The sequence below is a fragment of the Pandoraea norimbergensis genome, assembly GCF_001465545.3.
Lineage (GTDB): Bacteria > Pseudomonadota > Gammaproteobacteria > Burkholderiales > Burkholderiaceae > Pandoraea > Pandoraea norimbergensis.
Genome location: NZ_CP013480.3, coordinates 2953682 through 2980363, shown reverse-complemented (window position 1 = coordinate 2980363; position 26682 = coordinate 2953682). Strand labels below are relative to the sequence as shown.

The 26682-nt window shown below is 64.1% G+C and carries 22 protein-coding genes; 9 read left to right on the top strand and 13 right to left on the bottom strand.

Features of this window, described 5'->3' with window-relative positions; genetic code table 11:
- Positions 1-92 precede the first annotated feature (92 nt).
- From AT302_RS12910 to AT302_RS12900, 3 genes are all read left to right on the top strand, one after another.
- On the top strand, positions 93-1133 hold the full coding sequence (locus tag AT302_RS12910) for an alpha/beta fold hydrolase (protein WP_058378800.1): 1041 nt from the start codon (positions 93-95) through the stop codon (positions 1131-1133).
- Between the two features lie 189 nt (positions 1134-1322).
- Complete coding sequence (locus AT302_RS12905) at positions 1323-1940, top strand: sigma-70 family RNA polymerase sigma factor (protein WP_058378799.1); 618 nt, start codon at positions 1323-1325, stop codon at positions 1938-1940.
- Complete coding sequence (locus AT302_RS12900; RefSeq protein WP_058378798.1) at positions 1937-2692, top strand: anti-sigma factor; 756 nt, start codon at positions 1937-1939, stop codon at positions 2690-2692. Before AT302_RS12905 ends, AT302_RS12900 begins: the two co-directional genes overlap by 4 nt.
- Positions 2693-2720: 28 nt before the next feature.
- On the opposite strand, the gene AT302_RS12895 is transcribed toward AT302_RS12900, so the two are convergent.
- From AT302_RS12895 to AT302_RS12885, 3 genes are read right to left on the bottom strand one after another with little or no spacing between them, the layout of a single operon-like run.
- A complete protein-coding gene (locus tag AT302_RS12895) occupies positions 2721-3749 on the bottom strand; it encodes an ABC transporter substrate-binding protein (protein ID WP_157125784.1) in 1029 nt (342 codons plus the stop codon).
- Positions 3749-4078, bottom strand: coding sequence for a 4Fe-4S dicluster domain-containing protein (locus tag AT302_RS12890; RefSeq protein ID WP_058378797.1), 330 nt, complete (start codon positions 4076-4078; stop codon positions 3749-3751). The genes AT302_RS12895 and AT302_RS12890 overlap by 1 nt, the downstream gene beginning before the upstream one ends.
- The gene (locus tag AT302_RS12885; RefSeq protein WP_084656593.1) at positions 4075-5733 is read right to left on the bottom strand and encodes an FAD-dependent oxidoreductase; all 1659 of its coding nucleotides are present in this window, start codon (positions 5731-5733) and stop codon (positions 4075-4077) included. The genes AT302_RS12890 and AT302_RS12885 overlap by 4 nt, the downstream gene beginning before the upstream one ends.
- 169 nt (positions 5734-5902) lie before the next feature.
- Between AT302_RS12885 and AT302_RS12880 the strand changes: the two genes are divergently transcribed.
- The 5 genes from AT302_RS12880 to epsC all read left to right on the top strand — a co-directional run bounded on the left by AT302_RS12880 (position 5903) and on the right by epsC (position 10877).
- Positions 5903-6805 (top strand): Crp/Fnr family transcriptional regulator, encoded by a 903-nt coding sequence (locus AT302_RS12880; RefSeq protein ID WP_058378796.1) that lies wholly within the window; start codon positions 5903-5905, stop codon positions 6803-6805.
- 244 nt (positions 6806-7049) lie between these two features.
- On the top strand, positions 7050-8126 hold the full coding sequence (locus AT302_RS12875) for an ABC transporter substrate-binding protein (RefSeq protein ID WP_084656205.1): 1077 nt from the start codon (positions 7050-7052) through the stop codon (positions 8124-8126).
- Position 8127: 1 nt separating this feature from the next.
- Positions 8128-8922: an ABC transporter ATP-binding protein gene (locus tag AT302_RS12870; RefSeq protein WP_058378795.1), complete on the top strand. Its 795-nt coding sequence runs from the start codon at positions 8128-8130 to the stop codon at positions 8920-8922.
- A gap of 53 nt (positions 8923-8975) precedes the next feature.
- A complete protein-coding gene (locus tag AT302_RS12865; RefSeq protein WP_058380303.1) occupies positions 8976-9848 on the top strand; it encodes an ABC transporter permease in 873 nt (290 codons plus the stop codon).
- Between the two features lie 93 nt (positions 9849-9941).
- Positions 9942-10877 carry a serine O-acetyltransferase EpsC gene (epsC, locus tag AT302_RS12860; protein ID WP_058378794.1) on the top strand — a complete coding sequence of 312 codons (936 nt, stop codon included), beginning with the start codon at positions 9942-9944 and terminating at the stop codon, positions 10875-10877.
- Positions 10878-10955: 78 nt separating this feature from the next.
- Here epsC and AT302_RS12855 read toward each other — a convergent pair whose 3' ends face one another.
- From AT302_RS12855 to atzF, 8 genes are all read right to left on the bottom strand, one after another.
- On the bottom strand, positions 10956-11339 hold the full coding sequence (locus tag AT302_RS12855) for a copper-binding protein (RefSeq protein WP_058378793.1): 384 nt from the start codon (positions 11337-11339) through the stop codon (positions 10956-10958).
- The gene (locus tag AT302_RS12850) at positions 11336-14551 is read right to left on the bottom strand and encodes an efflux RND transporter permease subunit (RefSeq protein ID WP_058378792.1); all 3216 of its coding nucleotides are present in this window, start codon (positions 14549-14551) and stop codon (positions 11336-11338) included. Before AT302_RS12850 ends, AT302_RS12855 begins: the two co-directional genes overlap by 4 nt.
- The gene (locus tag AT302_RS12845) at positions 14548-16098 is read right to left on the bottom strand and encodes an efflux RND transporter periplasmic adaptor subunit (RefSeq protein WP_058378791.1); all 1551 of its coding nucleotides are present in this window, start codon (positions 16096-16098) and stop codon (positions 14548-14550) included. Before AT302_RS12845 ends, AT302_RS12850 begins: the two co-directional genes overlap by 4 nt.
- Positions 16099-16109: 11 nt before the next feature.
- Positions 16110-17432, bottom strand: coding sequence for a TolC family protein (locus tag AT302_RS12840; RefSeq protein WP_058378790.1), 1323 nt, complete (start codon positions 17430-17432; stop codon positions 16110-16112).
- Positions 17433-17530: 98 nt separating this feature from the next.
- Positions 17531-17908: a hypothetical protein gene (locus AT302_RS12835; protein ID WP_058378789.1), complete on the bottom strand. Its 378-nt coding sequence runs from the start codon at positions 17906-17908 to the stop codon at positions 17531-17533.
- A 90-nt stretch (positions 17909-17998) separates the two neighbouring features.
- Positions 17999-18721, bottom strand: a complete 723-nt coding sequence (locus AT302_RS12830; RefSeq protein WP_058378788.1) for a GntR family transcriptional regulator — start codon at positions 18719-18721, stop codon at positions 17999-18001.
- 36 nt (positions 18722-18757) lie between these two features.
- Positions 18758-22369, bottom strand: a complete 3612-nt coding sequence (gene uca / locus AT302_RS12825) for an urea carboxylase (protein WP_058378787.1) — start codon at positions 22367-22369, stop codon at positions 18758-18760.
- Between the two features lie 14 nt (positions 22370-22383).
- Positions 22384-24207 carry an allophanate hydrolase gene (gene atzF, locus AT302_RS12820; RefSeq protein ID WP_058378786.1) on the bottom strand — a complete coding sequence of 608 codons (1824 nt, stop codon included), beginning with the start codon at positions 24205-24207 and terminating at the stop codon, positions 22384-22386.
- Between the two features lie 346 nt (positions 24208-24553).
- Here atzF and AT302_RS12815 point away from each other — a divergent pair, with 346 nt between their 5' ends.
- The gene (locus AT302_RS12815; RefSeq protein ID WP_157125783.1) at positions 24554-25390 is read left to right on the top strand and encodes a hypothetical protein; all 837 of its coding nucleotides are present in this window, start codon (positions 24554-24556) and stop codon (positions 25388-25390) included.
- A gap of 81 nt (positions 25391-25471) precedes the next feature.
- On the opposite strand, the gene arsH is transcribed toward AT302_RS12815, so the two are convergent.
- The gene (arsH, locus tag AT302_RS12810) at positions 25472-26203 is read right to left on the bottom strand and encodes an arsenical resistance protein ArsH (protein ID WP_058378784.1); all 732 of its coding nucleotides are present in this window, start codon (positions 26201-26203) and stop codon (positions 25472-25474) included.
- Entirely contained in the window at positions 26200-26622 is a 423-nt protein-coding gene (gene arsC, locus AT302_RS12805; RefSeq protein ID WP_058378783.1) for an arsenate reductase (glutaredoxin), read from the bottom strand. The genes arsH and arsC overlap by 4 nt, the downstream gene beginning before the upstream one ends.
- Positions 26623-26682: the final 60 nt, after the last annotated feature.

The following is a 26682-nucleotide window of genomic DNA, read 5'->3' as shown; positions in this document are numbered from 1 at the left end:
GCGTCCGGGACGCATCCCGATGGCCCCTCCGGGGGCTCTCCCGAACGATGCGCCGGACGCCTCCGACACCTAACTCAGAGAGGACATCAGTCATGTCGAATCCGGTCAACCTTCGCCGTCGTCGCATTCTCGGTACCACCCTCGCGGGCATGACGCTCGCCGACCTCGGTCTCAGCAATCTGGCCCGCGCGCAAACGCCGTCATCGCTTTCCGGTTCGCTGGCGGGCGGGCACACCTCGTTCGAAGCCATTCGCCAGATCGACGCCGGCGACCTGAACGTCGGCTATGCCGAAGCCGGTCCGAAGGACGGCAAGGTGGTGATTCTGCTGCACGGCTGGCCGTACGACATCTACAGCTACGTGGACGTTGCCCCGTTGCTGGCGGCGGCCGGCTATCGCGTGATCGTGCCGTACCTGCGGGGTTACGGCTCCACGCGCCTGCTGTCGTCGGCGGCGCCGCGCAATGGCCAGCAGGCGGTCGTCGCGGCAGACGTCATCGCCCTCATGGACGCCCTCAAGATCGATCAGGCCGTGCTTGGCGGCTACGATTGGGGCGCGCGCACCGCCAACATCGTTGCCGCAATCTGGCCGGAGCGTGTGAAAGCGCTGGTGTCCGTGAGCGGCTATCTGATCGGCAGTCAGGAGGCCAATCGCCAGCCGTTGCCGCCGCAGGCCGAACTGCAATGGTGGTACCAGTACTACTTCGCCACTGAGCGCGGCGCCAAGGGCTATGCGGAGAACACCGACGCATTCAACAAGCTGATCTGGCAGACGGCATCGCCGCAGTGGCATTTCGATGATGCGACCTATGCGCGTTCGGCGGCGTCGTTCCGCAACCCCGACCACGTCGCCATCGTGATCCACAACTACCGGTGGCGTCTGGGGCTGGCGAAGGGCGAGGCGCGTTTCGATGCGCTTGAGCAGCGTCTGGCAGGCGCCCCGGTCATCACCGTGCCGACGATCACGCTGGAAGGCGAGGCCAATGGCGCACCGCATCCGCCGCCCGCCGCTTACGCCAAGAAGTTCACCGGTAAGTACCGGCACCGCGATATTGGCAATGGTGTAGGCCACAATCTGCCGCAGGAAGCGCCCAAAGCCTTTGCCGACGCCATTCTGGAGGTCGTGACGCTATGATTGGCGCGATGTGACCGGTGGTTGCATCCGAATGGGGATCCGGCACGTATGTATGGGCATCCACACCATGCCCCGACGACCATGCCCGATCTCCAACTCTCCAGTCGATCCCGGCGGCGGCAGTCCGACGCGAAGGTGCTATATTTCCGGAAACCAACACGTCACGGCGATTCCATTCGCCCTCACGACATGACTGACATACCAGGTACCACTGGACGGCCAGGCGATGTCGAGACGCCCCGCGCCGGGGCGTCTGACCCACAGGATGTGCGGCGCGAGCACCTGAACCAGACGCTGTTACAGGTCGGGCAGGGCAGTCAGGAGGCGTTCGGCGAGTTGTACAAGCTGACGTCGTCCCACCTGTTCGGCGTGATCCTGCGCATGGTTCGCGAGCAGGCAGAAGCCGAAGACATGCTCCAGGACGTGTTTGTCACTGTCTGGCGACGTGCCGACGCGTACGACGCGACCCGTGGCAACGCCATGACGTGGCTGATTGCCTTGGCGCGCAACCGGACGATCGACCGCCTTCGCCAGCACCGCGAGGCCGCGCTCGATGACGAGCAGGCCCTCGACATTCCCGACGACAACCCCAGCCCCGCAGCCCTTGCCGAAGCGAGCGAAGATCGCCAGCGGCTGGAGGCGTGCATGGAAAAGCTCGAAGGCAAGCAACGCGCCGCCGTGCGCGAGGCCTTTTTCAGCGGTGCAACGTATAGCGAACTGGCGGCGCATCTGAGCGTTCCGCTCGGCACGTTGAAAAGCTGGATTCGCCGCAGTCTGATGCAGTTGAAAGTGTGCCTCGAACAATGAATACGCCGATCAACCGCGATGACGAAGTGCGCTGCGCGGAGTACGCGCTGGGTGTCCTCGACCTGGACGAGCGCCGTGCGCTGGAGCAGGCCGCAAACGCCGACCCGCAGTTGCAAGCGGTGCTGGAGCGCTGGCAGCAGTACTTTGCCCCCCTCGTCGAAGACTTGCCGCCGCAAGCGGTGCCGCCGCGTGTCTGGCTGCGTATCCGGAGCGATCTGGGCTTCCGCATCGATCAGGCCGCCAATCAGACCGGTAATCAAAGCGCTAATCGTCCGTCCACCGAAAGCTGGTGGAACAATCTGGCGCTCTGGCGCTGGGTGGGTGCCGGGGCGAGCGTTGCGGCACTGGCATTGCTGGCCGTAAATCTGACGACCCATGTCGGCCCGCAAGCCCCGAGCGCGAGCGTCGCCAGTACCTATATGGTGGCGACGCTCGCGCGTGCCGATGGCGTGGCGCACTGGACGGCGACCGTCGATGTGCAGAACGCCCGCATGGTGGTGGTGCCGGCCGACAAGCCGAGCATTGCCGCCGACCGCGCGACCGAACTCTGGCTGATTCCGCCAAACGCGAAACCGATTCCGCTGGGCGTCTTCGCGTCCGATCAACCGGCGTCGATGGCACTGCCGCCGGCCATCCTCGCGCAGATCGACACGAAGGCAGTCTTTGCCGTCTCGATCGAGCCGCCGGGCGGATCACCGACCGGCCAGCCGACCGGTCCGGTGGTGGCAACCGGGGCGATCCATCCGGCCTGATGCCGGAGGGTGCCACCGGTGGCTGCCGTCAGGTTTGCCACTGCTGCAACGCGAAATCGTTGCGAATGAGTTTGCCGTTCAGCAGGAAGCGTTTGACCCCGTCGAGAATCTGAATCCCCGAGGCGGGCAGGGGATCGGCCGGATAGTTGGAGATCGGGTGCGAGATCCGGATCGCGTCCTCCGCGATGCCGCTCGTTTGCTTGTGGAAGTTGAAATACGCCTGCGGGTCGCGATCGATATCGGCCAGTGCGGCACGCCGGGCGCGGTTCCACGCGGCGGGCAACTGTGGTGCGCGAGCCAGCACGTCGTTCGATGCCACGATGACTGATGACCCCAGCAACTCCGGGTGGTCGTTGGCGCGGTCGATCACGGGATAGCCTGCTGCGGCCAGCGTCGGCCCCAGATCCGATTGCGCCGCGTACGCCCCCAGTGAACCGTGTTCCAGCGCCGCACCGGCATCTCGGCCAAGCATGTGAACCACGCGCGTGCGCCCTGTGAGGCCTGCGCCATCGAGCACACCGAGCAGATACCGGTGGATGTACGAGCCCAGCGGTACGCCAACCGATTTGCCCTCCAGTTCCTTGATGCTCTTGACGCCGCCGCGCGGTGTCAGCAACCAACTAGCCAGCCCGATTTCCTCAAAGCCGATCAGGCGTCCCTTGAGCCCTTGCGAGCGTGCGACGACCGCAGGCGTATCGCCGTAGATACCCACGTCGAGCGTGCCGGAGAAGAACGCTTCGTTGAGATCGGGGCCGTTCTGGAACATATCGAAGCGCACTTCTGTAAAGCCGAGCGGGGCCAGTTCACGCAGCAAGTAGCCGCGAGAGAGCGCATACCCGGTAGGTGCCGCCGGGGCTCGTGCCGGACCGATTACGCCGAAGCGCAGCGTCTTGCCGTTGTTGGTGGCAGCGCGTGCGGCACCGCCAGCGAGGAGCAGGCCACTGGCGAGCGCGCCTCTGAGCAAGGTGCGACGCGTGCTGGAGACCGCCTCATGGGCGGTCAGGTCATCGGTTTGCGAGTCCGTCAGCGAGACCGGGGAGAGCTTGTTTTGAGTCATCAATGTGCCTTCGTCAACAGAACATAACTAGCGTCGAGCGCTGCCGTGGAGCGCCGCCCCGGCCCCCAACCGACCGCATCGCGGTAGCTGCCCCACAGCGACTCCTTCAGCACGCTCGCCTCGTCGGCCGTGGTGTGCCGGTCGGCATGGGCGGCGACAAACAGGGCGTCTTCCGGGCAATAGAGTTCGCACATGAAGCAGGTCTGGCAGTCGTCGGGCCGGGCGATTTGCGGAATACCGTCCTTCACCGCGTCGAACACGTTTGTCGGGCAGGCGCGCACGCAGATGTTGCAGCCTGTGCAGCGCGCTTCGTTCACGATTTCGATCATGCGAAAACTCCGTCGTTTTCCGGGGTGAGAACGGCTGACTTCACCGCTTGCCGGCGCACCCAGATGTCATCGAGACCGCCGCTAATGAGGCGGTGATGCTGGCCGTCGTCGGTGGCGGCATAGTCGACGCGGCGATGCATGCCGCGCGTCTCGGTGCGTTGCTGTGCCGAGCGGTACATCCAGCGCGCCGTCGCCACCATGGCTGCGGCCTCGCGGGCGCGCACGGCTTCGGCCGCCGTTTGCGCGGGCGCACTGGCGCGCAGATGTGCCCACAGCGTGTCGAGCCGGCCGAGCGAGTCTTCGAGCCCGTCGGCACTGCGCCACCAGTTGCGGTCATACGGAAACACTTCGTCCTGCACCGCTTTCACGATGTGCTCGCTGTCGATGCGGGCGTGCGCCGATGTGGTTTGAAGCGCAACCGTGCCCGTGTGATACAGCGTGCCCGTCGTCGCATCTCGATTGGCGCGCGCGTGACCGGCAGCACCGGCCCCCGCCCAGAAGCCCGACGACATCGCCCATGCCGCGTTGTGACTGCCGCCGCCGGTGAAGCCGCCGCAAATCAGTTCGCGCGTGGCCGCATCGCCTGCGGCGTAGAGCCCGGCCACGGAGGTGGCGCAGTCATTGCCCGTGACGTTCAGGCCACCCGTGCCACGCACGGTGCCTTCCAGTCGCAAGGTCACCGGAAAGTGTTGCGTGAAGGGATCGATGCCCAGCCGGTCGAACGGCAGGAAGAAGTTGGGCTGGGCAGTGCGCATCCACGCTCGAATCTGTTCATCGGCAAGATCGAGGCAACCGAACACCTTGCGCGACTGGAGTTCGCGCGCAATGACGCCGCGCCCGCGTGCCGAGCCTGCGCCGTCGATCTTCACGCCGTCTTCGTCGTAGAACGTCGCCCACTTGTAGAACATCGACTTGGTGACCGACGCGAACGCCGGTCCCAGCCCGTAAGCGTTGGAGAATTCCATGCCGGAGAGTTCAGCGCCGGCTTCGGCAGCCATCAACTGGCCGTCGCCGGTGAGCACGTTGCAGCCCAGCGCCCGGCTCAGGAATGCACAGCCGCCAGTCGCGATGACCACGGCGCCTGCGCGAACGAGCCATGTCTCGCCAGTCTGCCGGTTCACGCCCGCCGCGCCCGCGACGGCACCGTCATCGTTCACAAGCAGTTCTAGGGCAGGGCTGTGGTCGAGAATGCGCGCACCGGCTTCCTTCACGCGTTTGCGCATCAGGCGCATGTACTCCGGCCCCTGTACCGAGGTGCGCTGCTCGTCGCCGAACTCATCGACGGGGAACGGATAGCCCCATTGCGCCAGTTGCTGAACATTGGTCCAAGTCTGTTCGAGCACACGGTCCATCCAGACGTGTTCGGCCAATTGCCCGCCCATCTCGAAGCGGCTGGCCTTGGCCCGTTCGCGGGCGTCACCGGTCGGTGGCACATACCAGACGGCGGTCCCTGACGGTGCCGTCGCGCCGGACGTGCCGCAATAGCCCTTGTCGGCCAGCACCACGCGCGCCCCGTTGGCCGCCGCGCTGATGGCGGCCCACGTCCCGGCGGGGCCGCCGCCGATCACCAGCACGTCGGCATCGAGCCGCTTGCCGACGAAGGCATCCGATACCGCGTTTGCCGGTTTTCTCACCTGTGCATTGGTTTCACTCATTGGCACCACCTCCTGATGGTCACTATCCGAAACGCGGAACGGCACCCGCCCCGCATGAATTTCCATATGCCGATTCGTCACTTGGCGGGTGCGCGAAACCGGGTAATGTGGTCAATTCCCCGCATCACCGCATTTCGCTCGATTCCTCCCCCTATCAGCCAGTGGCGACATGGAAGCACCCGCACCCGACGTACTTGATACCGCCCCTTCGATCGACGCTCACACCGCACCGGCCTACGCCAATCCGGGGCAACGGATCGCCCTTCAGGCGGCAAGCCATTTGCCGTTGCAGTCGAGCGGCCGCGACCTGACGGCGCAGCAGCGTGACATCGTCTGGGCCGCGTTTCGCAACAACGCCGGCTTGCGCAACTGGCCCGACGACGTGCTCGAAGCGCTTGTCGGTGCAGGTCATCTGCGGACCTATCCCGACGGCACGCTCATCTACGGCGCGGGCGAGGCCTGCCCGGACATCCACGTCATCCTCTCGGGCGTGCTCGAATGGGAGTGGTCGAGCCCCGAGGGCGGACGTGCCGTCGAAGACTTCATCCCGCCGGGCGAAGTCGCCAACTTCATTGCGGTATTGACCGGCGAAACCTCCGTACACAATCAGCGCGCGCGGGGTCTTACGCGGCTGTTTCATATCCCTGCCCATGCGCTCAATGCGCAGTTGACGCACCACCCGACGCTCACGGCGACGTTGTTGCGCCTGATTGCTGGCCGTGCGCGCGGGCTGCACGACCGTCTGGGGCGCCATAGCCTGACCCCGTTCCGAGCGCGCCTCGCTTATCAGTTGCTCGCGCTGGCCAAGCGTTACGGCGTGCCTGAAACCGCTGAAACCTCTGAAACCCACGGCGCGGCTGGCGGTATCGCGCTTAGCCTGCGGTTGTCGCAGGAAGACCTCGCGGCGCTGCTGATGGCCTCGCGCCAGTACCTCAATCGCGAATTCCGCTGGTTTCTGGACCGGCACATCGTGCGTATTCGGTACGGGCGCATCACGCTGCTTGATCTGGCGCAACTGCGCGCCATCAGTGAAGGCGTCGATGAGGGTCATTCTGGGAGTGACGATGCGTAACGATCTGTCACCAAGCCGACAGTCCTTCGCGTGATTTCTGCTACGCAAATCACTGAGGTGACTTTGGCAAGACCGTGAGCGGCCAATGGGCCGGGGCGGCCGAACGGTGTGGGCAAAGGCCCGACGGCTTATGCCTGAGCGCCATAACCTTGTCTGATTTGCTTCGTTGACCGCGACGGCGCGGCGCCGCTACTTTCGGGCTTCTCTGCACATATCCCGCACGCCCTTGAGGACGCCCTCCGCCATGCGTTTTGCCAATTCCCTTCAGTACAATCTCGCGCCTTCGCATCTAACCCAACGCTTCAAACTGCCCGGCATTCGTCGACACGTGCTGCGTATCCTGCTGATCGGCCTGTCGCTAACCACTGCCGTGCCGGCGGCGCATGCGGAAGGCCGCATTCGCATTGCCGAGCAATTTGGCATCGTCTATTTGCTGCTCAACGTGGTACGCGATCAGCAACTGATCGAGCAGGAGGGCCGCAAGCTTGGCGTGGACGTCAAGGTCGACTGGGCGAAGCTCTCGGGCGGGGCCGCCATCAACGATGCTTTGCTCTCGGGTGCGATCGATATCGCCGGGGCGGGGGTCGGGCCGCTCATCACGGTCTGGGACCGGACGTATGGCCGCCAGAACGTGAAGGGCGTGGCGTCGCTGGGCAGCCTGCCGTACTACCTCATCAGCAACAATCCGAAGGTGCGCACGATTGCCGACTTCACTGAGAAGGACCGCATTGCGTTGCCCGCCGTGAGCGTCTCGGTTCAGTCGCGCGTGCTCCAATACGCGGCGGCCAAACAATGGGGCGACGGATCATTCGACCGGCTCGACAAGCTCACACAGACCATGGCGCATCCGGACGCTGCCGCCGCGATCATTGCGGGCGGCACCGAGATCACGGGCCATTTCGGCACGCCGCCGTTTCAGGAGCAGGAGTTGGCCGCCAACCCGAACGCCCACATCGTGCTCGATTCGTACGAGGTGCTCGGCGGCCCGAGTTCGGCCACGGTGCTCTACACGACCGAGAAATACCGCAACGACAACCCCAAGACGTATCGCGCCTTCGTGCTCGCGCTCGCCCGGGCGGCCGACTTCGTCAAGCACCAGCCGGAGGCCGCCGCCGATATCTACATCCGGGTGAATCAGGCGAAGACAGACAAGAAGCTGCTGGTGAGCATCATCAAAGACCCGAAGGTCGACTTTTCGATTACGCCGCAAAACACGCTCGGACTGGCGCAGTTCATGCAGCGCGTGGGTGCCGTGCGCCACAAACCGGTGTCGTGGCGCGACTACTTCTTCGCAGAACCCGCGCTGGGGCAGGGGAGCTGAGATGGCGGTGGTGCTGGAGGTCAGCGGCCTCGATATCGAGTTTCGCAGCCATGGGCGGCGTGTACAGGCGGTGAGCGAGGTGTCGTTCGATGTTCATGACGGCGATCGCTTCGTGCTGCTCGGGCCGTCCGGCTGCGGCAAATCGACCTTGCTCAAGACCATTGCCGGGTTTGTGAACCCGACGCGTGGCGAGATTCGGCTCGATGGGCAACGCATCGACAAGCCCGGCATCGATCGCATGGTCGTGTTTCAGGAGTTCGATCAACTAGCGCCGTGGAAGACGGTTGTGCAGAACGTCATGTTTCCGTTGCGTGCGGCGTTGAGGCTTTCCCGGCAGGAAGCGCGTGAGCGAGCGTTGGAGACTTTGGATAAGGTCGGACTCTCGCGCTATGCCAACGCCTTTCCGCACACGCTGTCTGGCGGCATGAAGCAGCGTGTGGCGATTGCCCGCGCGCTCGCGGTGCGCCCGCGTGTGCTGCTCATGGACGAGCCGTTCGCCGCGCTCGATGCGCTGACCCGCTCCCGTATGCAGGAGGAGCTTCTGCGACTGTGGGACGACACGCGTGTGACGCTCATCTTCGTGACCCATTCCATTGAAGAGGCCCTGATTGTGGGCAACCGCATTGTCTTGCTCGACGCCCAGCCCGGCCGTCTGCGTGCAGAACTCGATGCAGGTGCGTTCTCGCTCGACGACGTGGGTACACCCGCGTTTCAGCGAGCCGCAACCCGCATTCATGATCTGTTGTTCGGCGAGGATGAGCCGGTGCCGCGCCAATACGGCAAGGAGGCGTTGTGAGCCAGTTGCCGTCCGAAGTCGTCCGGCTGCGGCCTGCGCAGCGTCAGGAGCGCATTTATCCGCGTACGCCGCGCCGTGCCACCACGCGCGCAGAGGTCGTCGAGGCCGAAGCCGAGTCAAACGTATCCGTCGATACTCAGCCGAACCGATGGGCGATCCCCGTCACCGTCTGGCGCAAGCTTGCCATTGGCATCGTGCTGATCGTGCTGTGGGAAGTCGCAGCACGCCTGGTCGATAACGATCTGCTCCTGCCGGGGGCGGGCGCCACGGCCCGTGCTTGGTGGGACGGATGGGTCAGCGGCGAGTTACTGAGCCGTACCGCCGCGTCGCTGTGGGTGTTGCTGCGTGGCTACGCGCTGGGGGTGCTCTGTGCCTTCGCGCTGACGTCGCTCGCGATGGCCAGTGCAACCGGGCGGGATCTGCTGGCGCTACTGACCGGCATGTTCAACCCGTTGCCCTCCATCGCGTTGCTACCGTTGGCACTGCTGTGGTTCGGGCTGGGCACGGGCAGCTTGCTCTTCGTTCTCGTACACGCGGTACTATGGCCGCTGGCGTTGAGCATCTACACCGGTTTTGAGGCGGTTTCGCCGACGCTGCGCATGATCGGGCGCAACTACGGACTCTCCGGATTGCGGCAGGTGGCGTGGATTCTCACCCCGGCGGCACTGCCTTCGGTACTGTCGGGGCTGCGGGTCGGCTGGGCGTTTGCGTGGCGCACGTTGATCGCCGCAGAACTGGTGTTCGGTGCGAATACGGGCGGCGGCGGGCTGGGGTGGTACATCTACCAGAACCGCAACGAGCTTTATACCGATCGCGTGTTTGCCGGTTTGCTGACGGTGATCGTGATCGGGCTCATCGTCGAGCATCTGGTCTTCGACACGCTGGCGCGCGTGACCGTGCGGCGCTGGGGCATGCAGACGGCGTGAAGCGAACGCCAGGCCTAGCGACCGGTAGCGGCACGCGCCTCATTTCGACATTTCATTGCCGCCGAGGCAATTTCAAAAGCAGGAGCATCACTCGTGGCAGCGTTTGATATTGACGACGTCGTTACCTCATTGCACGCCGCGCGCGTTCGCTGGCGCGAACGGCAACGGCGTTTTCTCGAACCCGGCGGGCGCGACCTGCCGTCACGCGAGCGACTCGCCGACGTTGTCGGGTTGCTCAAGGGCGTACTGTTTCCGATGCGGCTCGGCCCGCTCGAACTCCACCAGCAGGGCGAAAACTACTACGTCGGCCATGCGCTTGCCAGTGCACTGAACGGCTTGGCGGAACAGGTGCGGCTTGAGTGGCGATACAAAGACCGGCACGACACCGACATCGACGCGACGCTGGTGGAAGAGCGCGCCCACGTGGCGGTTCAGGAGTTTGCACGGCGCCTGCCGCAGATTCGCGAACTGCTCGATTGCGACGTGCTGGCGGCCTATCAGGGCGACCCGGCAGCAGGCAGCGTGGATGAGGTGCTGCTGTGCTATCCGGGCATTCACGCGATGATTCACCATCGTCTCGCGCATGAACTGTACCGGCTCGAGCTGCCGCTGCTCGCCCGCATCATTGCCGAACAGGCGCACTCGGAAACAGGCATCGATATTCATCCCGGCGCACAGATCGGTGCGGGTTTCTTCATCGATCACGGCACGGGTGTGGTGATTGGCGAGACGGCCATTCTGGGCCAGCGCGTACGGGTGTATCAGGCGGTGACGCTCGGCGCCAAACGCTTCCCGGCGGACGACGACGGCAATCCGCGCAAGGGCCTCGCGCGCCATCCGATTGTGGAAGACAACGTCGTCATCTACGCGGGCGCGACGATTCTCGGTCGCGTCACCATCGGTCAGGGTTCGGTCATTGGCGGGAACGTCTGGCTCACGCAAGACGTGCCGTCGTACAGCAACATCACGCAGGCCAAGTCGCGCAGCGAAGCTGGCGCGTCGTCGCGGGACGAGAACGACCGGCTTTGATTCGTTCCTTGTAGCGCATCAATCGATGGAACCGGGCGACGGCGCACCGTTGCAGCACGTCGCCCCGGGTTCATCGCCTTAGTTCTGCTTTTCCATCCTGACGATGGTCATGGTGCCGTTCACGTTCTCCACGCGCACCTTGACCTTGTCGCCCTCATGTACCTGCGCGGCCATGGCGGCATCGCGGGTCTTGAACGCCATCGTCATCGCCGGCATGCCGACGTTCTCCAGCGGCCCGTGCTTGATGGTGACCATCCCCGTGGCGGTGTCCGTTTTGCGCACCACGGCATCCGTGAGCTGTCCTGCGGCGGCGGGCTTGGTGCCTTGCGCCGACGGCGACATGGCCATGCCGTTCATATTGCCCATGTTGCTCATGTTGCCCATATCGCCTGCCGCAAAGGCGGCGGTCGAACTCGCGGCAAGCACTGTCATCGCCAGCATCGTCATTGACGTCATCTTCATTGCATTTCTCCAGAGGTAATGGAAGGCACTTCTGTGCCAGAGGAAACAACCGGGGGTGTTGCATCGGGGCCAGCGCGCTGCGCTTGTCGCAAGCGGCGACGCTGGAGTAAGAACCAGGCGGCGGGGATAACGAACATTGAGAGCAACGGTGCCGTGACCATGCCGCCGACCATCGGCGCGGCAATGCGCTGCATGACTTCCGAACCGGTGCCATGTCCGACCATGATCGGTACAAGACCGGCGAGCACGACGGCCACCGTCATGGCTTTCGGACGCACCCGCAGCACGGCGCCTTCGCGAATGGCGTCACTGAGCATGGCTTCGCTCAACGGTTCGCCGAGGGCCAACCGGCGGTTGAGGGCGCCCTTCAGATACAGCAGCATCACGACGCCGAATTCCGCCGCGACACCGGCCAGCGCGATGAAGCCGACCGACGTGGCGACCGACACGGCGTGACCCAGCATCCAGATGAGCCAGAAGCCGCCGACCAGTGCGAAGGGCACCGTCGACATCAGCAGGGCGGCGTCTGCCGCCGAGTTGAATGTGAGGAACAGGAGGATAAAGATGACTGCGAGTGTGATCGGAATCACCGTGCGCAGTGTCGTGGCGGCACGTTCCAGATATTCGAACTGACCCGACCACGCGATGGAATAGCCCGGCGGCAGCACGACCTTCTGTGCCACCGCGTGCTGCATGGCCTTGACCGCCGTCTGAAGATCGGTGTCCCGAATGTCCACGTAGACGTAGCCGGCCAGCCGGGCATTTTCGCTGCGGATCATGGGCGGCCCGTCGGTGAGCTTGATATCGGCCACATCGGCCAGCCGGATCTGCGCGCCCCGGTCGGTGACGACCGGCAACTGCCGCAGCGACTCAAGCGAATCGCGAACTTCCCGGGGATACCGCACGTTGATGGGAAACCGCTCCCGGCCCGCGATCACTTCGCCGACGTTCTCGCCGCCAATCGCTGACGACACGACCGACTGCACGTCTGCCACCGACAGGTTGTAGCGGGCTGCCGCCTGCCGGTTGACGTCCACATCGATGTAGCGGCCACCGTTCAGACGCTCTGCAAGCGCCGACGTCACACCCGGCACCGGCTTCACCGCCGCCTCGACTTGCGTGGCGATCTTGTCGATCTGCGTGAGATCGGGCCCTGAGATCTTCACGCCCACGGGGGTCTTGATGCCGGTAGACAGCATGTCGAGCCGGTTCCGGATGGGCGGCACCCAGACGTTCGATAACCCCGGCACCTTGACCGTGCGGTCCAGTTCATCGACCAGCTTCTCCGGCGTCATGCCCGGCCGCCATTCGCTGCGCGGCTTGAACTGAATCGTGGTCTCGAACATTTCCAGCGGCGCCGGGTCCGTGGCTGTATCCGCGCGCCCCGATTTGCCAAAGACGGTCGCAACTTCCGGCACAGTCTTGATCAGGCGGTCCGTCTGCTGGAGCAATTCCGTAGCTTTGGCTGCCGAAATGCCCGGCAACGCGGTCGGCATGTAGAGCAAGTCGCCTTCGTCGAGCGGCGGCAGAAACTCACCGCCCAGCCGCGAAATAGGGATCGCCGTCAGCATCAGCGCCACGACGGCGATGCCGATGGTGACCCACGGACGCCGCAGGGTTCGCTCCAGCAATGGCCGGTAGAGCCGGATCAAGACCCGATTGATGGGATTGGACGCCTCGTGCGGAATGCGCCCGCGAATCAGGTAGCCCATCAGCACCGGTACGAGCGTTACCGACAGCCCGGCCGCCGCTGCGATCGTGTAGGTCTTGGTGAACGCGAGCGGCGAGAACAGCTTGCCTTCCTGTCCTTCGAGTGAGAACACCGGGATGAACGACAGCGTGATGATCAGCAGCGAGAAGAACAACGCTGGCCCGACTTCGGCGGCCGAATCGGCGATCAACTGCCATCGCTTCGCCCCGGTGAGGGGCGTGGCGGGGTGCGCATGCTCGAACGCTTCCAGATGCTTGTGCGCGTTCTCGATCATGACGATGGCCGCGTCGATCATCGCGCCAATGGCGATGGCGATACCGCCCAACGACATCAGGTTGGCGTTCACGCCCTGATAGCGCATGACGATGAAGGCGGCCAGCACGCCCAGCGGCAATGACAAGATGGCAACGAACGCGCTGCGCAAATGGAACAGAAAGACCGCGCAGACCAGCCCGACGATGATGAACTCTTCGATCAGCTTGTCTTTGAGGTTGTCGACCGCGCGCTCGATCAGTTGCGACCGGTCGTACGTCGTGACTACCTCGACACCCGGCGGCAGCGACTTCTTCAGGTCAGCCAGCCGGGCCTTGACGCCATCGATCGTCGTCAACGCGTTCTTGCCCGAGCGCATGACGATGACCCCGCCGGCAACTTCACCTTCGCCGTTCAATTCAGCGATGCCACGCCGCATTTCGGGGCCGATCTGGATGCGTGCCACATCGCCGAGCAGTACCGGCGTGCCTGCGTCGTCGCTGCGCAGCGGGATGTGGCGGAAATCGTCGAGCGTTTGAAGATAGCCGGTGGAGCGGACCATGTATTCCGATTCGGCCATTTCCACCACCGAGCCGCCCGAGGCCTGATTGGCCTTCGTCAACGCGTCGATCACGGCACTGTGCGTGATGCCGTAGGCGCGCAGCTTGTCCGGATCGAGGACGACCTGATACTGCCGGACCATCCCGCCAAGCGACGCCACCTCGGCAACGTCCGGCACCGACTTCAGCTCGAACTTGATGAACCAGTCGTTGAGCGCGCGCAACTGTCCCAAGTCATGTTTGCCGGTGCGGTCGACGAGCGCGTACTCGTAGACCCAGCCCACGCCCGTGGCATCCGGTCCAAGAGCTACGGTCGCGCCTTGCGGCAAGCGGCTTTGCACCTGATTGAGGTACTCGAGCACGCGCGAGCGCGCCCAGTACTGGTCGGTCTTGTCGTCGAAGAGCACGTAGATGAAGGCATCGCCGAACGACGAATACGCGCGAATCGTCTTGGCACCCGGCACGCCGAGCAACGTTGTCGTCAGCGGGTAGGTCACCTGATCTTCGATGACCTGCGGTGCCTTGCCCGGATACGACGCCTTGATGATGACCTGCGTGTCCGACAGATCGGGGAGGGCATCGAGCGGCGTTCGCGCAAGCGAATACACGCCCCACGCCGCGACGAGTAGGGTCGCCAGCAACACGAGAAAGCGGTTGTGAATCGACCAATGAATGATGCGCGCAATCATCGCTGGCCTCCGCCGACAGGCTCGACCTTCGTCAGTTGGTAGCCGTCGTCCGTTTGCCGGAACACGAAGTGCAGCGTCTGGCCCGGTTTCACGTCGGCAAAGGCCGTGGGCGACGATTTGCCGAACGACATCGTCATCGCGGGCCAGCCGAGCGCCGGTACGGGTTGATGCGAAAACGTGATTCCCTCGGGGGTGACCGATTCGACCTTGCCCGTCGTTTCGTACGTCGGCGATGCACTCGACCCGGCAGCCGCCGGTGCGCTGGCGGGCTTGTCGGGTGCCGTTGGCGACACGGCGTCCGCGATAGGCAACACCGATTTCAGGCTGGCCTCCGAGTCGATGAGGAATTGACCCGACGCCACGACGCGCTGGCCGTCGCTCAGTCCGCTCAGGATCTCTGTGTCGTTGCCGAAGTCGCCGCCGACCGTGACGTTGACCGGTTGCAGACGGCCGTCGCCGTTCTGGACGATGACGACCGTGCGTTTGCCGGTGGCGATGATCGCCTTGGAAGGCACGAGCAAGCGCGGGGCCACCGCTTGGCCCACGATGCGAACGCGGAGCCACATGCCGGGCGTGAGCTTGCCATCGGCGTTGTCGAGTTCAAGGCGGGCGGCCAGTGTGCGGCTGTTCGGGTTGATGCCCGGCAGAATTTCGCGAATCCGGCCGGTGATGTGTTGTGACGCGTCGGTGGCCAACGTGGCGTCGATGGTCATGCCCGGCTGCACGCGGGCGGCCATCGCCTCGGGAATGTCGACGATGACCCAGAGCTTTGCGAGGCCGGCGACTTTCGCCAGCGTCTGCCCCGGCGTGACCATCGCCCCGTTGCGCACGTTCAACTCGGTCAGCACCCCGGCACGCGGGGCCGGCAACACAACGTGCGTTTGCACCGTGCCGGTCCGATCCAACGCCGAAATCAATCCATCGGGAATGGACAAAGCGCGCATGCGGGCGCGCGCGGCGGCGAGCATGCCGTCATCCATGTGGCTGCGTTTGAGCGCGAGGTACTCCTCTTGCGGCGGCAACCAGTCCGGCACGTACAGCGACGCAATCGGCGCGCCTTGCTTCACCCGTTGCATCGGCGCACTCGCATACAGGCGGTCGATGTAGCCGGTCACGCGCGACTGGACGACGTCCGCCTGCGACTCGTCGAATTGAGTACTGCCCACCGCCTCGAAGCTTTCGCTGACCGCCTGCCGACGGACCGTCGCGTAGCGGATGCCCAGATTCTGCTGTAGATCAGCATTGATCTTGATGCCGTTCGAGGCCGCTTCGTCGGCATAGACCGGCACCAGTTGCATGTCCATGAAGGGCGATTTGCCGGGCTTGTCGAAGTGCTGATTCGGCTGCATCGGATCGTGCCAGTACAGCACCTTGCGCGCGGCGGTGCCGGTCGGCGCGGCGTCGGCCTTGCCGTCAGCCGTTGTGGTTGCCGACGGCGATGTCGACATCGGCGCCGCTTCGCGCTTGCCTGCAACATAGCCCGCACCGAGCAGCGCAGCGGCCGCAAATAATCCGGCAATACCGATGACCAGAGGTTTTTTGTTCATGTTCGTCTCCCTCATTGGTCCGCCGCCATGCTGGGCGGGACCACTTGATATTCGAGTTGTGCCCATGCCAGCGAGGTGTCGCGCTGTACGTCCAGCGCCTGCAACTGCGCTTCCAACTGCGCCCGCTTGGCCGCGAAGATGTCGGTCAGTGCGCCGTTGCCCGCCTGATAGGCAGCGGTGGCTAACTGCACGCGCTGATCGGCGGCAGGCAGCAGCGTGCCGTTCAGATTGGTCAGACGCTGGTGGCCGTTCTCGATGAGAGTGGCGAGGTTGTGGATGTCGGCTTGCACTTGTCGTTGCGTGTCCTCGTACACCAGCCGCGCACGAGTGCCCAACTCGGCCTTTTCCGCCACATCGCGGTCCTGACGGCTGCCCCGGTGGATGGGCAGAGGAATGCTCACGCCGACCGACACCATGTTCGAGTACTGGCTGCCGCGTTGCTGGTAGGCGAGCTCCCAGCTCCAGTTCGGTGTGCGGTCGCTGCGTGCGACCGAGGTATCAGCGTCAGCGGCGGCGATATCGGCTTCGGCCGAAATCAGCGCGGGTTGCACCCGATCCAACTGCTCCGGCGGTAACGACGGCACCACCGAGTCGGTGGCAGGCGGGTCGCCAACCACATCGCCGACCGTAGCGGTTGTCCAGCGAGACAGGGCGATGAGGGTGGACTGGAGCGTTTGCTGGGCCTTGAGGCGTTGATCCTGCGCCTGACCGAGCATCACCTGCGCTTGCGCCACGTCGGCGGCTGAGGCCTTGGCCCCGCGATACGACGCCCGCGTCGCACCGAGTTCGTGGGTCATGTGCATGACCAGCGCCTGCTGCAACGTGAGGGCCCGTTTGGCATACGCGGCATTGAGCCACGCCGTCGCGGTCTGCTGCCGGACATTGGCCACTTGCGCGAGATACGCCGCGCGCTCGCGGTCGACTCTGCGGTTGCCCAGCGCGGTGCGCAGTTGCCGTTTCTCCGACGAGACCCACTCCTGTTCGATGCCGATACGGCGCATCGTCATGAAGTCCTGCCCGACGGTAAAGCGCTGGTCGCCGTTGATGGGCAAGTTGTCGATGCCCGCTTTGAGCATCGGGTCAGGCAGTTGCCCGGCTTTCACCGCGGCCTCGGCACTAGACCGGACGGACGCCTGCGCCGCTTGCATGCTGGCAGAGCGTGTTACCGCCGACTGAAGCGCGGCTTCAAGCGTGAAGGGGACGGATTGTGTCGCGCTGTTCTCTTGTGCGAATGCACTAGGTGCACTAGCGCCAACGAGAGCGAGCGTGATGAAGAGAACGCACGAGTGCGTTCGGGTGCGCCAGCGAATGGACGCACCGGGAATCGGATGCATGGTAGAACCCCGAATCGACGAACCCCATAGGGATTCGCGCTCCGTATGGAGCAACTTCGCCGCCTGCGCGACGAGCCTTGATTAACAACTAGCTGGGGTCAGAGCGATGTGGGCGGGCGCCACGGGCCGTCGGGGGCGCGCACGCTGAGGGTGTCGGCGTAGGCGAACGTGACGGCTGTCATGGGGCCGAAGGGGCGGGTGGCCGACGGCAGGTCGACCGGGTGATACAGGCTGCCCAGTTGGCACTGGGTGGTGGCTTTGCAGAACGGCGCTTTGAGCTTGACGCCGTCGGGGGCTTTCATGGAATCGCAGCCGGCCATATCCGCTGCCATGGCGGCCATGTCGACCGTGGCGCCATCGTCCGCCGACGGCGACATCTGCATCGGACAAGCGCCGGTCAAGCCGCTGGCCGCCAGCCCACTGATGGGCAGCACGGCGCAAAGCAGAAAGAGGCAGCAAATCCGCAGGAATTTCATCGTGCGGAGTATAGCAGTCCGTTATCTGCGTTGTCGGGCATTTCGGTGGTCACGGTGTGTTGCCGCTGCCTCATCGCGTGGTTGAATCGTTCACTCATCAGCCGCATATCGCTGCCGGGCCGATTGCAGCATGTACAGCGTGATGCGCTTCACCTCCGCCTGACTCTCGGCGATGTGCGCCTTGATCCGTGATTGCGCCAGCGCGACGTTGCCGTCCTGAATGGCGTCGAGAATGGCGGCGTGCTCCTCGTAGGTTGCGGCAATGCGCGGCACTTTCGTGAAGTCGAGGCGGCGGATGATGCGAATGCGCTCGGTGACGTCCTGATGCATGCGCGACATCTCGATGTTGCCCGTCGCCGCCACCAGTCCGGCGTGAAAGGCTTCGTCGAGCGAAGCCACCGTTGCCGGGTCGGCCTCGCGCTGCTCCGGCGCGACGCACCAGATCGCGCGCAAGGCCGCAAGCGACGGCACCATCGCGCCTTCGATGATGCGGGCGATGGCGGAAGACTCCATCACGATGCGAATCTCGTACAGGTCTTCGAAATACTTGAAATCGAATGCGCGGACCTGCCACCCGCTTTTGAAATGGACATCGACGTACCCTTCGCGCTGCAACCAGAACAGCGCCTGCCGCACAGGCGTGCGGCTGATTTGCATGCGGGTGGCGACGTCGCCTTCACTGAAGCGGTCGCCGGGCAGCAGGCGAAAGTCGAAGATGTCGGCTTTGAGCGACGCATAGACCTGTGCCGCAATCGAGTGGGCACTGCTCGCCGGACCTTGCTTTTCCGGCAGAAGGGCATTGTTTTCGTTCATGGCAATTGCAGGTAGTGAAGGGGCCGCAAAAAAAGATCAGCTAAGCGAGACGAGCGGATCGCCCGCGTGAATCATCATGCCGGGCCGGCAGTGGAACGTGTCGACGATGCCGTCGCGAGGCGCTGCAATATGAAACTCCATTTTCATTGCCTCCAGAATCAGCAGCGGATCGCCTGCGCTCACTCGCTCGCCCGGTTGCGCGACCAGCTTCCACACGCTGCCGCTGATATCGGCCGCGACCACCGAGCCGTCGATGCGAATCTCGGCAGCCGGGTCGCCACGTTCGGCGGACTTGGGTGCGTGGGCCGATTCTTGGTTCCAGCGCTGCACCTCGGCGTCGAAGGCGGTCTTTTGTGCAGCTTTGAAGGTTGCCAACTCGGGCGCGATGCGCTCGAGAAACGCGTTGTACTCGCCCAGATCGAAGGTCTCGTCTTCGATACGCACGCCTTGACGGCCCTCGCGAAAGTCCTGACGAAGCGTGTCGAGTTCGGCTTCCGTGACCGGATAGAAGCGCACCTGATCGAAGAAGCGCAGTAACCACGGCTTGCCGTCAATGAACACGTCGTTCTTGAGAAACTTGTTCCATATCGGCAGTGTGCGGCCGATGAGTTGATAACCCCCCGGCGAATCCATCCCGTAGATGCACATGTACACGCCTCCGATGCCCACGGTGCCTTCTGCGGTGTAGGTGCGCGCAGGGTTGTATTTCGACGTCATCAGGCGATGGCGCGGGTCGACCGGCACGGCACACGGGGCGCCGAGATAGACGTCGCCCAGCCCCAGCACCATGTAGCTGGCTTCGAACACAGTGTTGCGCACGTCGTCTGGCGTTGCGAGCCCGTTGATGCGGCGAATGAACTCGGTATTGCTCGGCAGCCACGGTGCGGTATCGCGCACCGATTGCCGGTAGCGGGCAACGGCGTCGAGCGTGGCGGCATCTTCATAGGCCATCGGCAGGTACACGACGCGGCTGGGTACGCGCATCGTCCGGATGTCGCTCAGGCTGTCATCGGTCGCGGCGACGACACGTACCAGCGCCCGTTGATCGATCACCCGGCTGTCGTAGCGAATTTGCAGCGAGCGTACGCCGGGCGACAGTTCGAGAATGCCGTCATGCGCCTGCCCGTGCAGCGAGGTCATGAGCGCGTGAATACGAAAGCGCAGGTTGAGGTCGAGCACGTTCTCGCCGAATTCCACGAGCACGTGCTTGTCACCGGCTTGGCGGATCACGGTCTTCGGGCGCTCGCCGTGGGCGGCCGTCTCATGCAGGATCGGCGACGTGCCCGGTGACGTGAAGCTTGGGGGCAGGCCGGACTCGGTGTCTGCCATGTCGAAGCCGTGTTCGAGCAGTGCGTCTTGGGCGCGTTCGAGCGCGAGTGCGTCGTCAAACGACATCGGTCGAAAGCGTATCTTGTCGCCCGGTTTGACCTGCCCGACCTTCCACAACTCAGCTTTCGCGATGGTGACGGGGCAAACGAAGCCGCCGAGGCTGGGGCCGTCACGGGTAAGGATCACCGGCATATCGCCCGTGAAATTGATGCTGCCGACGGCGTACTCGCAATCGTGGATGTTCGACGGATGAAGGCCCGCTTCACCGCCGTCTGCACGCGCCCACTCGGGTGACGGGCCATTGAGCCGGATACCCAGCCGGTTCGAGTTGTAGTGCACTTCCCATTCGGCTTCGAAGAAGGCGGCGATCGACGCGGGTGTAAAGAAGTCCGGCGCGCCATGAGGGCCGTAAAGCACACCGATGTCCCACGTCTTGCCGTAGACCGGCACCAACGCTTGCGGAAGCGCAACCGGTGCATGCCGGGGTGCGAGATCGGTGGTCGCCGGGGCCGTTGGGTCGGCAATCGGCAGGATGTCGGAGGGACGCAAGGTACGCCCGCCGTGGCCACCGAATTGCCCCAGCGCAAACGTGGCACGGCTGCCCAGATAGACCGGCACGTCGAGCCCGTTGCGCACGGCCAGATAAGTTCGGCAGCCACTGAGTGCCTTGCCCATGCGCAGCGTTTGTCCCGACTTGACCGCAATCGGCGTCCAGAACGCGACAGTTTCGCCGTCCAGCGTGGCGTCGGTCGGTGCGCCGGTCAGCGCGATGACAGTGTCTTGCCAGAAGCGCAGCGTCGGGCCGACGACGGTCGCCTCAATGCCCGCGGCCTGCGCCACGTTGCCCACGATGGTGTTGCCCACGCGAAACGCCCAGTCGTCCATCGGGCCGGACGGCGGCACGCCGATGTCCCAGTAGCCGACGCGTCCCGGATAGTCCTGCACGGTGGTGTAGGTGCCCGGTTCGACGACTTCGATGGCGTTCGGCGCGTAGGCAAACGTGTCGAGTGCGCGCGTCGAAACATGGCCGGTGCAGAAGGTCTCGGAGGCGACGACGGCGCGAAGGTAATCAAGGTTGGTCGCGATGCCGCCGAGGCGCGTTTGCGACAACGCCTGTTGCAGGTTGGCGATGGCGGCCGGTCTGTCGTCGCCATACGCGATGATCTTGGCGATCATCGGGTCGTAATGGGCCGAGACTTCCGTGCCGGTCGACACCCATGCATCGACGCGAACGTCCGTCGGGAAGACGGCTTCGGTCAATACGCCGGGACTCGGTGCGAAGTTTTTCAGTGGATTCTCGGCGTAGACGCGCACTTCGATGGCGGCGCCACGCCCGGTGATGTCCTGCGTCAGCGATGGCGGCTCACCGGCCGCCGTCCGGATCATCCATTCCACCAGATCGATGCCGGTGAAGGCCTCAGTAATCGCGTGTTCCACCTGAAGCCGTGTGTTGACTTCGAGGAAGTAGAACTGCGCCTGTTCAGCGTCGTATATGAACTCCACCGTGCCAGCGGATCGGTAATCGACCGATTGACCGAGTCGGCGCGCAGCGGCCAGCAACTGCGCTCGTACCTCGGCGGGCAGATTCGGTGCGGGCGTTTCTTCGACGACTTTCTGGTTACGCCGCTGCAACGAGCAGTCGCGCTCGCCTAGCGTGATGACGTTACCTTGCCCGTCGCCGAAGATCTGCACTTCCACGTGGCGGGCCCGGTCGACAAAGCGCTCGACAAAAACGCCCGCGTTAGCGAAGAACGATTGCCCCAGACGTTGCACCGATGCGAAGGCTGCCGTCAGTTCCGCCGCGTCGTTGCAACGTGTGAGACCGATGCCGCCGCCCCCGGCGGTGCTCTTGAGCATGACGGGATAGCCGATAGCTTCGGCCGCTGCGTGCGCGGCATCGATGTCGTCCAGCAGGCCTGATCCCGGCGTCAGCGGCACGCCAGCTTGTTCTGCCAACGCTCGGGCGGCGTGCTTCAGACCGAACTGGGACATCTGTGTGGGCGTCGGCCCGACGAATGCGATGCCTTGTGCTTCGCACTCGGCGGCAAATTCGGCGTTCTCCGAGAGAAATCCGTAACCGGGGATGATGGCCTGCGCGCCGCTCGCCTTTGCGGCGGCAAGGATCAGGTCGGTGCGCAGATAGCTCTCAGCTGCCGTGTTACCACCGAGTGGTATGGCGATGTCGGCAGCACCGACATGAAGGCTGTTGCGGTCGGCATCGGAATAGACGGCCACGCTGCGAATGCCCATGCGCGCCAGCGTTCGGGCGATGCGACACGCGATCTCGCCACGGTTGGCGATCAGAACGGTATGAAACATGGCGGGCTCCGGGGTCAGTGCGCGGTCGCGGCGGCGATGTTGCGCATCGCTTGCAGGTAGTCGGCCCAGCCGCCGAATTCGGTGATGTCTTTCGCTTCGCGGAGCGCAAACGGCTCGCAGATGAATCCCTTCACGCGTCGCCCGTCGAGGAGTTCCAGCGTGCCGATACCCAGCGGTGCCGGAATGCCTGCGACAAACGTGCCGAACGCGTCGGCGGGGACATCCCACAACTCGACGCGAATCGGGGCGCCGCTGTCCGCGCGGGCGAGCCCGGGCTTGGGCGGCGACGTGTTGGCAAGCGCGTAAAGCCGGTAGTTAGCGCTGGTCGTGGTGGCTTCGACGAAGCGAGCGTTGCGCGAGGTCAGCTCGTGGTTGAGTGGCATGCCGCGCAGATGCGCGCCGACGACGGCCACGCGAATGGTTGCCGCACCCTCGGCACGTGCGGGGAGCGAGGCGTCCTTCGGCAGCGGCAGACCGGTCGCGCCGCGCGGCAACTCGGTGCGGTGGTGCCACTTGGCGGCGTAGGCGGCGAGCGCACGTTCGCGCCAGGCATCGGCGATCAGCGTGATACCGAATGGCAGGCCGTCGCTTCGCAGGCTCGCGGGCACCGAGATGGCGCTCCAATCGAGCAGATTGACGAAGTTGGTGTACTTGCCCTGATTGCTGTTCAGGCGAACGGGGTCGTCAAGCAGCTCGGCGATTCGGTAATGCGTGGGGGCCGTGGGCACGAGCAGGGCGTCGAACTGCGCGAGGAGGGCGTCGGCGCGCCGCTTGAGTTCGGCAAGACGATAGACGCCGTCGAACGCATCGGCGGCGGAAAACTGCGTCGCCTTGAAGATGATGTCGCGCACCACCGGATGAATGTCGGCCTCGTTCGACTGTGCGAAGTCCCGCACAGCGGCATATCGTTCGGCGATCCAAGCGCCGTCGTAAAGCAATGCCGCGACCTCGTCGAACAGCGAGAAGTCGATCGGCACACAGGTGGCGCCGTGCGCCTGCATGGCGGCAACGGCGTCGCGGAAGGCTTGTTCTGCCAACGCGTCGCCAAAGAATTCGGGCTGCTGTGGAATGGCAAACCGCGGCGCGTCGGGCACGCGCCACCCCAAGGCCGCCGATGGCGCTTCACGTGACAGGCCATCGGTGACATCGAGCGCAGCGGCGACGTCATACACCCGCGTGGCATCGCCAACCGTCGTCGCAAAAACAGACACGCAGTCGAGCGTACGGCAGGCGGGCACTACCCCCGTGTTGCTAAGTGCACCGCGCGTGGGCTTGAGGCCGACGATATTGTTCAACCCTGCCGGCACGCGGCCAGAGCCTGCCGTGTCGGTGCCGAGGGAGAACGGGACCAGACCCCGCGCGACTACCGATGCGGACCCTGAACTTGAGCCGCCGCTGATGTAGTCGGCATCGAACGCGTTGGACGGAATGCCATACGGCGAGCGCACGCCGACGAGACCGGTGGCGAACTGATCGAGGTTGGTCTTGCCGATGACGATGGCGCCCGCGTCGACCAGTCGCGCGATGACCGTCGCGTCGCGATCCGGGGTGTAGGCAAAGGCCGGACAGCCGGCCGTCGTGTCGAAGCCGAGCGCGTCGATGTTGTCCTTGGCGGCAAACGGCACGCCGTAGAGCGGCAGCTTGTCGTGGTCTCCACCCGCAGCGGCTAACCGGTCGGCAAGGCGGGAGAGTTGCGCGGCGAGTGCTTTTTCCGACACCACGGAGATCCATGCGGGGTCTGGTGAGAGCAGCGTCTGACGCAACGTATTGAGCAGCGCTTCCGGGGTTGCCCCGCCGTGATACGCCTCAAGCCACTCGCCGATGGTCCATCCACGCATTTGGTACTCCTTCTTGTGTACAAGTTTGCATTTGTATTAACAAGAAGCGTGCCAAGGCTTGCCGGTAAAGGCTTTGGCGGTTTTGCGGGCGAAGTTGGTGCGCTGTCGCCGGGCGGTTTCTGTTCGTGTTGGTGCGCGTGGGCACCATGGGCACGCGCGCGCACCTCGAACGAGCCGTATTGCACCAAAGCCAGACCGACTACCTTGAAAGCGAGTATTGCGTGAGTGACTGCGGTTCCGTAATGTGTGCTCAGGTTCGGTGAATCGCGCGGAGACGGCGGAAAACCAAACCGGACGCAGGGCCGCAACTCGTAGGTCGTGTATGTCAATTCACAGGGAGTGTGAGATGCCAGTACAACAACGCGATGTGGCAAGACAGGTGTTGAGTGCTTTCGCTGCCGGCTTGCTGTTGGCAAGCGTTGGCGCGCAGGCCGAGCCGTTGCAATTGCCAACGGTGAAGGACGCGGCGCAAACGCGGTTGTTGCGGGAAGCCGACGCCCAGTACCAACTTTATGCGGATGCGCAGAACGTGTTCTTCTACGTCGACACCGCCAAGTCAGGCGATTGGCCTTGTCAGGTACCTGCGGCCCAACTGACGTCGCTGACGGGGACCTCAGATTATTCGGCAGGCGACGGCCCGACGGGTTACGGTCATCGCTACACCAACGTGGTTGTTCGTCCGGTATCGGCGAACTGCAAAGCTGGCAAGCTGGACGGGCAGGTCGAGTTGGTCTACGAAGCGGTACGCGAGTCGTGGGGGCCGAGTTATCGCGGGAGTTCTCAGCAGACCGGGCGCATCGTCGCAGAGATCGCAGACGGCAAGCTGGTGCATCGGCTGGAGTTGCGTAAATCGGTCGAGGGTTCGAAAGACGGCGGCGGGACCGCCATCCCGACGACGGCGGTCGCCAGTAGTGCCGAAGCGCCGGTGGGCGACTTCATGAATAGCGCGACCATTCTCGTGACGGGCGACGGTTCGAGAGTCTTCCTGAAGCGGCCCGTGAAGACGGCGCGCGGTCCGCGCCTTGAAAAGGCGTTCTACATCGGCACGACATTGATTGCCGTCGATCATGCCGATGCCAACGGCACGCCCGACGGTCTCTCGGTCAGCTACAAAGGCGGAACGGAGACCAAAAGCTGCATGAGCCAAGGCAAGCCCGCTGATATGAAGGTCTGCGGGAAATAGTGGCGGCGGCGATGACGACCGGATGAAGTACGAAAGCCAACGTGGGCAGCCACGTTGGCTTTCTCTTTGATGGTGCAGCGCTTATTTATCCTGCTCGTGGCTCATGGCTGCCGTGGCGAGTGCCGTTGCTGTGGCCGGTGCGGCCTCCTTGCGCTCGCTGTATCGGTCCGTCAGGTAGTCGGAGCGGTCGCGTACCAGCAGCGTGAACTTGTACAACTCCTCCATGACGTCGACAACCCGGTCGTAATAGGGCGACGGCTTCATGCGGCCATTCGCATCGAATTCCTGATACGCCTTCGCCACCGACGACTGGTTCGGAATCGTCACCATGCGCATCCAGCGCCCGAGCACACGCAGCGCATTGACCGAATTGAACGACTGCGAGCCGCCGCAGACCTGCATCACGGCGAGCGTGCGGCCCTGCGTCGGGCGGATACCGCCCATTTCCAGCGGCAGCCAGTCGATCTGATTCTTGAAGACGGCGCTCAGGGTGCCGTGCCGTTCCGGACTGCACCACACCTGACCTTCCGACCACTCAGAGAGCTTTCGCAGTTCGACCACCTTCGGATGATCGGCCGAGACGCTGTCTGTCATCGGCAACCCGTGAGGATCGAAGATGCGGGTCTCAGCCCCGAAGTGCTGAAGGATGCGTTCGGCTTCTTGTACCAGCAAACGGCTGTAAGACGTCTCGCGCAGCGAACCGTAGAGCAAAAGAATGCGAGGCGGATGAGCGCTGACGTTGGCGGGTTCGAGCTTGCGAAGGTCCGGCACATCGAGGGCCGGGTGGTTGATGTTGGGCATATCGATGTTCATTGAATGCGTCGGCCTTGGGCGTCGATGACGGCTTCACCGTCTTCTTTGGTAAACGCGCCTTGTTGCGGCGACGGCAGGATTTCGAGCACGCGCTCGGACGGGCGGCAGAGTCGCGTGCCCAAGTCCGTCATGACGAACGGGCGATTGATCAGGACCGGGTGCGCGAGCATGGCGTCGAGCAACTGGTCATCGCTCAGCGACGGGTCAGCAAGACCCAACTCGTCGTACGGCGTGCCTTTCTCGCGAATGGCCTCGCGCACGGTGAGCCCTGCGTCGCGAATCATGGTTTGCAGGGTGCTTCGGTCGGGTGGCGTGTTCAGGTATTCGATGATCACGGGCTCGATACCCGCGTTGCGAATCATGGCCAGCGTGTTGCGCGACGTGCCGCACGCGGGATTGTGAAAGATGGTGACGGACATGACGTTTCCTTAGTGCTTTGCTTCGCCTTGCTGCGCAGACTTATTGCGTGGACTTATTGC